A 7164-nucleotide genomic window follows, 5' to 3' on the forward strand; every position below is an offset into this window, starting at 1 on the left:
CGTTGTCCCCCGTGCCGGTCACGCACGCGACGTGGAGACCGAGTGCACGGCCGGCGGCGTGGACGGCGGCCATCGCCGGGCCTTCCGCCTGCCCCGCGGCGACGAGGACGGCGAGCGTCAGGTTGCCGCGCACGACGACCTGCTCGACGTCCAGCACCTCCACGCCCGGGATCGAGAGCGCCTCGAAGATCGCCGTGGTGACGCCGGGCCGGTCGGGTCCGGTGACGGTGACCAGCAGGGTGCGGACGTCGTCGTAGACCCGCGGTCGCGGCCCGTGAGCCTCCGCGGCGGCCGGCCGCCGCGGGTCAGGGGGTGTGGTGGCGGACCCGGTCATCGGCGTGTCATCCGCGTGGTCACGGGTTCGAAGGCTATCCGGCCGTCGCGGCCGGTGCCGCGTTCTTCTCGTCCCGCCACGCGATCCAGTCGCGCAGCCGTGCGAGGTCGTACCGCGGGCCGCTGATCCCGACCGTGAACATCGTGGAGCCGGCCTTCAGCAGCTCCTCGCCGACCTCGTCCGGCCCGGTGTCCACGGCGACCGACCGCTCGATCTCAGCCGGGTCGCGGCCCTCCTCGGCGCACCAGCGGTCCAGGATCTCGTGCTTGCGCGCGACGGTGGCCCCGTTGCCGAAGCCGTGCCAGATGTCGGCGTGGCGGGCGGTGTAGCGGAGCGTCTTCTGCTCCCCGCCGCCGCCGATGAGAATCGGGATCTTGCGCGTGGGCGGCGGGTTGAGCTTCTCCCACCGGCGCTCGATGCGCGGGAGCGCAGCCTCCAGGTCGGCCAGGCGGGTGCCGGCGGTCCCGAAGTCGTAGCCGTACTCGTCGTAGTCGCGCTCGAACCAGCCCGCCCCGATGCCGAGGACGAGGCGGCCGCCACTCATGTGGTCGACGGTCCTGGCCATATCCGCCACCAGTTCGGGGTTGCGGTAGCCGACGCAGGTCACGAGCGCGCCGATCTCGACCCGGGACGTCGCCTCGGCCCAGGCCCCGAGCATCGTCCAGCATTCGAAGTGCTGGCCGTCGGGTTCGCCGTAGAGCGGGTAGAAGTGGTCCCAGTTGAACAGGACGTCGACGCCGAGCTCCTCGGCCTCGGCCGCGGCGCGCCGGATCTGGGCGTAGTCGGCGTGCTGGGGCCGGAGCTGAAAACCGATCCGTACGGGTCGGGCCAACGGGCGTCTCCTTCGCGACGGCGGAGCCTACGGCGACCGCACGCGACGGCGCGTGGGCCGGACCTGCCGGGGCCACCCTCCAGCGACGGCATCACGGACATCGTATGAGCCGGGCGGCCCTCGCCCTCGCGCGGGGGCGTCAGATCGGGATGTTCTGGTCTTTGCCGATCACGGTGATGCCGGACGGCGTGACGGCGAACCCGCGCTCGCGGTCCTCGTCGGGATCCATCCCGATGCGGGCGCCTTCGGGCACCCGCACGTTCTTGTCGATGATCGCCCGCCGGATGACCGCGTGCCGGCCGACGTCGACGCCGTCCATGACCACGCTGTCGGTGACCGAGGACCACGACCGCACCATCACGTTCGGCGAGAGCACGGAGTTCTCGACCAGCGCGCCCGAGACCACGGATCCGGGGGAGACGATCGAGTTGATGGCGTGCCCGATCCGCCCGTGCCAGCCGTGCACGAACTTCGCGGGCGGCCACGGCCCGAGGTGGGTGTAGAGCGGCCAGTCGTAGTTGTAGAGGTTGAACACCGGGTGGATCGAGACGAGGTCTACCTGGGCCTCGTAATAGGCGTCGATCGTGCCGACGTCGCGCCAGTAGTTCCGATCCCGTTCGGTGGAACCGGGTACGTCGTTGTCCCGGAAGTCGTAGACGGCCGCCTCACCGCGCTCCACGAAGTACGGGACGATGTCCCCGCCCATGTCGTGCCCCGAGTCGGCGTTGTCCGCGTCCTGCGTGACGGCCTCCACGAGGGCCTTGGCGTCGAAGACGTAGTTGCCCATCGAGGCGAGGATCTCGCCGGGGGAGTCGGGCAGCCCGGGCGGGTCGACGGGCTTCTCGAGAAAGGCCTCGATGCGGCTGGGGTCCTCGGGGTGGACGTCGATGACGCCGAACTGGTCGGACTCCGACCGCGGCTGGCGGATCGCGGCGACGGTGACGGCCGCGCCGGTCTCGACGTGCTGCTCGACCATCTGCGCGAAGTCCATGCGGTACACGTGGTCGGCGCCGACCACGACGATGACGTCGGGCCGCTCGTCGCGCACCAGGTTGAGGCTCTGGAAGATGGCGTCCGCGCTGCCCAGGTACCAGCGCTTGCCGACGCGCTGCTGGGCCGGGACCGGGGCGATGTAGTTGCCGAGCAGGTTGGACAGGCGCCACCCCTGGGAGATATGCCGGTCCAGGCTGTGCGATTTGTACTGGGTCAGGACGACGATGCGCAGATAGCGTGCATTGACCAGGTTGCTCAGGGCGAAGTCCACCAAGCGGTACACGCCGCCGAACGGCACTGCCGGCTTGGCCCGGTCGGCGGTCAGCGGCATCAGTCGCTTGCCCTCGCCACCTGCGAGGACGATGGCCATGACCTTGGGGATGCCCATGGCCGCGACCCTATGCCGTGTCTGGCTTTGCGCACTACCGTGACCGCTGTGCGCGTCGACCTCTTGACCCGGGAGTACCCGCCGAACGTCTACGGCGGAGCCGGCGTCCACGTCGAGAACCTCGCGCAGGTACTGCGCCGGCACGTCGACCTCCGGGTGCATGCGTTCGACGAGCCGCGGCCGGATCCGGGGGTGACCGGGTATGCCGGGCTGCCGGAACTGGCCACGGCCAACCCGGTCCTGCAGACGTTCGGTGTCGACCTGGTCATGGCGGCCGGTTGCGCCGGTGCCGACGTCGTCCACTCGCACACCTGGTACGCCAACCTCGCCGGTCACCTGGCGGGCCTGCTCGGCAACGTCCCCCATGTCCTGAGCGCGCACAGCCTGGAGCCGCTACGGCCCTGGAAGGCCGAACAGCTCGGCGGCGGGTACGCGCTGTCCTCGTGGGCGGAGCGCACGGCCTACCACGGCGCCGCGGCGGTCATCTCGGTCAGCGCCGGCATGCGCGCCGACATCCTCCGCAGCTATCCGTCCGTCGACCCGGACCGGGTGCACGTCGTCCACAACGGGATCGATCTGGCCGGCTGGCGGCGGATCGAGGACCCGGACGCCGTGAAGGCGCTCGGTGTCGACCCGGACCGGCCGAGCGTCGTCTTCGTCGGCCGGATCACGCGCCAGAAGGGTCTGCCGTACCTGCTGCGGGCCGCCGAGCTGCTGCCGCCCGAGGTGCAGGTCGTGCTCTGTGCCGGTGCGCCTGACACCCCGGAGATCATGGCCGAGGTCGGCGGGCTGGTGGCCGGGCTGCAGGGGCGGCGGGACGGCGTCGTCTGGCTGGACCGGATGCTGTCCCGGGACGAACTGTGCCGGCTGCTGTCGGCCGCGACGACGTTCGTGTGCCCGTCGGTGTACGAGCCCCTGGGCATCGTGAACCTCGAGGCGATGGCGTGCGGCGCTGCGGTGGTGGGGACGTCGACCGGCGGCATCCCGGAGGTGGTGGAGGACGGCGTCACCGGACGGCTGGTCCCCATCCAGCAGGTGGAGGACGGCACCGGGACGCCGGTCGAGCCGCGCACGTTCGTGGCGGACCTCGCGCAGGTGCTCACCGAGGTGACGTCCGATCCGGCGCGGGCCCGGGAGTACGGCCGCGCGGGGAGGCTGCGCGCCGAGCGCGAGTTCTCGTGGGACGCGATCGCGGAGCGCACGCTGGACGTCTACCGGAGCGTGCTCGCCTAGCCCAGAGCGAGGTGACGCTGGACGGCGACAGCGCTACCACCACCTGGCCCTCGTGCGGACCCCGGCCGGATGGCGGTCGCGCGAACTGGTCCAGGAACTGGTTTGGCGCCGGGGCGTCCCGGAGGCGCCGGCGGGCCAGCAACCGGATGGCTAGGCGGAACCTCTAATGCGGGAAGAAGCCCCACATCCGCACGCCCGTGCAGGTCCAGGAGGCGACCAGCGCCGTGCCGGCGGCGGTGAGGTACACCGGCGCGGGGATCGCGCTGCGCCGCAGGACGGACCGGTTCGACCACACCAGGAGCGGCACGTAGATCCCCCACGACACGACGGCGATGAAGGCGACCGGCAGGATCGGCATGCCGACCTGTAGGGACACCCACCCCAGCTCCAGCAGCACCATCCACACCAGGTACTGGGTCGTCGCGTACGGCACGTAGCCGACGGCGCCGAGCGCCGCGTTCATCGGCAGGACGAGCAGGACTGTCGTCAGCACGCCCAGGGGACGGCGCGTGGCTGCCCCGCCGCTCCACGTGGTCGGGTCGTTCACCGCCATGTTCGCCCCTCACCTCCGCAGGGATCGCTGGCCGCATGATCGCTGCTCGGCGGAGAGTTCGCCTGTCGAACAGGTGATTTCACACGTTTGGCCGGGTGGCCTGGCCCCGGCGTGACTCGGGGCGGACTCGGGGCCCGAGACGCTGCTGACGAAGATCGAGAGGCGGCGGATCGAAGGCGGTGACGATGCCACGCACCGTCACTGACGCAATTCGAATGGCGACCGGCCGGTGACCCCTTTGTCCGTCATGGGACTTAGGACTCTGCGCTGGCGGTCGACGGCCCCTGGGTTGGACGGGGTAAACGGGCTTTTCTGAGGTTGGTCACATCAACTCGATCGAGAGGACCGGTCATGAGGTACATCCCTCCGGGTGAGTCCGGCAGCATCGTCAGCGTCAAGGCGCGGTACGAGAACTTCATCGGGGGCAAGTGGCGCGAGCCGACGTCGGGGGAGTACTCGGTCAACCTGAGCCCGGCGACGGCGAAGCCGATCTGCCAGGTCCCGAAGTCGACACCTGAGGACATCGAGCTGGCGCTGGACGCCGCGCACGTCGCTGCACCGGCGTGGGGCGAGGCGTCGCTGACCCAGCGGGCCGAGGTGCTGAACGCCGTCGCCGACGCCATCATGGCGAACAGGGAGAAGCTCGCCGTCGCCGAGAGCTGGGACAACGGCAAGCCGGTGCGGGAGACCCTCGCGGCCGACATCCCGCTGGCGGCCGACCATTTCCGGTACTTCGCCGCGGCGGCGAGGTCGATGGAGGGCTCCAGCACCGAGATCGACAAGGACACCATCGCCTACCACTTCCACGAGCCGCTGGGCGTGGTCGGCCAGATCATCCCGTTCAACTTCCCGCTGCTGATGGCCGCCTGGAAGCTGGCGCCCGCGCTGGCCGCCGGCAACTGCAGCGTCATCAAGCCGGCGTCACCGACTCCGTGGTCGATCCTGAAGCTGATGGAGGTCATCGGCGACGTCCTGCCTGACGGCGTCGTGAACGTCGTCAACGGGCCAGGCGCCGTCATCGGTGAGGCGCTGGCGACCAACAGCCGGATCGCGAAGGTCGCGTTCACCGGCGAGACCGGCACCGGCCGGAAGATCATGCAGTACGCCACCAAGAACATCATCCCGGTGACCCTGGAGCTCGGCGGCAAGTCGCCGAACATCTTCTTCCCCGACGTGCTGGCCGCGGACGACGACTTCGCGAAGAAGGCCGTCGAGGGCCTGGTGCTCTACGCCTTCAACAAGGGCGAGGTCTGCACCTGCCCGTCCCGCGCCCTGGTGCACGAGGACATCTACGAGGAGTTCATGGACCGCTGCCTCGAGCGGATCGCAGCCATCAAGCAGGGCGACCCGCTCGACACCGAGACGATGATCGGCCCGCAGGTGTCGAAGGCGCAGCAGGACAAGATCGCCTCCTACGTCGACATCGGCCTGGCCGAGGGCGCCTCCCTGCTGATCGGCGGAGAGCGGCCGCGGCTGGACGCGCCGTTCTCGGACGGGTACTTCTTCGAGCCCACCGTGCTGCGCGGAACCAACAAGATGCGCGTCTTCCAGGAAGAGATCTTCGGGCCCGTGCTCGCCGTGACGACGTTCACCGACGAGGCGGACGCCGTGGAGATCGCCAATGACTCGGCGTTCGGCCTGGGTGCTGGTGTCTGGACCCGGGACGGCGCTCGCGCCTTCCGCATGGGCAAGGCCATCAAGGCCGGGCGCGTCTGGACCAACTGCTACCACCTGTACCCCGCGGGCGCGGCCTTCGGCGGCTACAAGGTGTCCGGCATCGGCCGCGAGAACCACCGGATGATGCTGGAGCACTACAGCCAGACCAAGAACCTGCTGGTCAGCTACTCATCCTCCCCGCTGGGCCTGTTCTAGGCACGGCACTGACACGAAGGAGGAGGACCCGTTCCCGGGCCAGGGCCCGGGCCAGGGCCCGGGCTGGTGCTGGTGCTGGTGCGGATGGTGGGAGCTGGGGATGCCGGCCACGCCGTCGGCGACCGCCTGTACTTCGCCTCAGCGCTCCCGGGCACCGTTGACGGCGGCCACCAGCGCCCGCCGGGACACGCGTTCCAGGCCGCGCAGCGCCTCGGTGCGGGCGCCCGCCTCGTAGCCGGTGACCGCGCCGCCGTCGTCCTCACCGGCCAGCTCCACGATCGCCCACACGCGCGCCGCAGTGGCCAGTACCCGCAGGCACCGCTGCGGCGTCGACGGCGGGAGGAGCTCCGGATCGACTCCGCCCGTCCGGATCACGGCCAAGCGGTCCGCGGCGTCACCCCGCCACCGCGCGACGTCGAGCCGGGCCAACTCCCGGGTGGCCTGCTCCAGGGCCGACCGCAGTTCCAGGTCGGCCTCCGCCACGCTGCCCAGGTCGGTGACGCGCGACGGGCGGACGGCGTGCAGGTGCCAGGTCACCATCGCGCCCGGCTCCCACTGGGAGCCGAACTCCGTCACCTCCGGGACCAGCGCCCACGCCCGCCCGTCCGGGGCCCCGTCCGGCGGGACGCCGTCCGGGGGTGGCGTCTCCACGAGGACGCACTCGCCCGCCTCGACCGCGACCGCGTTGAACGCGGGCGGCCCCGGGAGGCCGAGCACGTCGCCCGGCTCCGGCAGGACGACTCGCAGGTGGGTCGCGCCGGCCGCGGCGAGCAGGGCCAGGAGGTCGGCAAGGCCGGCGGACGGCGGCAGCGCGAGCGACAGGTCGAAGCCGCCGTTCCGGGCAGCACCACCCACGGGTGCCCCCGCCGCCTCCGCGGTGGCGGTCAGGTGGTGGATCGGGTCGGCCGGACCGGCGGGGGCGGCACCGCGGGCCGCGTCGGGCTCGACGGGCACCACCC

Annotated in this window: 7 protein-coding genes; 2 read left to right on the forward strand and 5 right to left on the reverse strand. The window is 71.2% G+C overall.

Annotation, left to right across the window (positions count from 1 at the left end; genetic code table 11):
* From AC08OU_RS20715 to glgC, 3 genes are all read right to left on the reverse strand, one after another.
* A partial coding sequence (locus tag AC08OU_RS20715) for an ACT domain-containing protein (RefSeq protein WP_476605603.1) occupies window positions 1-334 on the reverse strand: 334 nt, incomplete at its 3' end.
* 34 nt (window positions 335-368) lie between these two features.
* Window positions 369-1166, reverse strand: a complete 798-nt coding sequence (locus tag AC08OU_RS20720; protein WP_476605604.1) for an LLM class F420-dependent oxidoreductase — start codon at window positions 1164-1166, stop codon at window positions 369-371.
* A gap of 139 nt (window positions 1167-1305) precedes the next feature.
* Window positions 1306-2547 carry a glucose-1-phosphate adenylyltransferase gene (glgC, locus tag AC08OU_RS20725; protein WP_476605605.1) on the reverse strand — a complete coding sequence of 414 codons (1242 nt, stop codon included), beginning with the start codon at window positions 2545-2547 and terminating at the stop codon, window positions 1306-1308.
* A 48-nt stretch (window positions 2548-2595) separates the two neighbouring features.
* Between glgC and glgA the strand changes: the two genes are divergently transcribed.
* Complete coding sequence (gene glgA / locus AC08OU_RS20730; RefSeq protein WP_476605609.1) at window positions 2596-3780, forward strand: glycogen synthase; 1185 nt, start codon at window positions 2596-2598, stop codon at window positions 3778-3780.
* Window positions 3781-3943: 163 nt separating this feature from the next.
* On the opposite strand, the gene AC08OU_RS20735 is transcribed toward glgA, so the two are convergent.
* A complete protein-coding gene (locus AC08OU_RS20735; protein WP_476605606.1) occupies window positions 3944-4333 on the reverse strand; it encodes a hypothetical protein in 390 nt (129 codons plus the stop codon).
* A gap of 351 nt (window positions 4334-4684) precedes the next feature.
* Here AC08OU_RS20735 and AC08OU_RS20740 point away from each other — a divergent pair, with 351 nt between their 5' ends.
* The gene (locus AC08OU_RS20740; protein ID WP_476605607.1) at window positions 4685-6205 is read left to right on the forward strand and encodes an aldehyde dehydrogenase family protein; all 1521 of its coding nucleotides are present in this window, start codon (window positions 4685-4687) and stop codon (window positions 6203-6205) included.
* 138 nt (window positions 6206-6343) lie between these two features.
* Here the strand turns inward: AC08OU_RS20740 and AC08OU_RS20745 are convergent.
* Window positions 6344-7164, reverse strand: an 821-nt coding sequence (locus tag AC08OU_RS20745; RefSeq protein ID WP_476605608.1) for a hypothetical protein, incomplete at its 5' end; no start/stop codon positions are given.

It is taken from the genome of Frankia sp. CcMO1 (genome assembly GCF_977945845.1).

Bases quoted from the DNA above. Each gene is read 5' to 3' on its own strand.
- glgC (WP_476605605.1), bottom strand. From the start codon at position 2,547: ATGGGCATCCCCAAGGTCATGGCCATCGTCCTCGCAGGTGGCGAGGGC.
- AC08OU_RS20735 (WP_476605606.1), bottom strand. From the start codon at position 4,333: ATGGCGGTGAACGACCCGACCACGTGGAGCGGCGGGGCAGCCACGCGC.
- AC08OU_RS20740 (WP_476605607.1), top strand. From the start codon at position 4,685: ATGAGGTACATCCCTCCGGGTGAGTCCGGCAGCATCGTCAGCGTCAAG.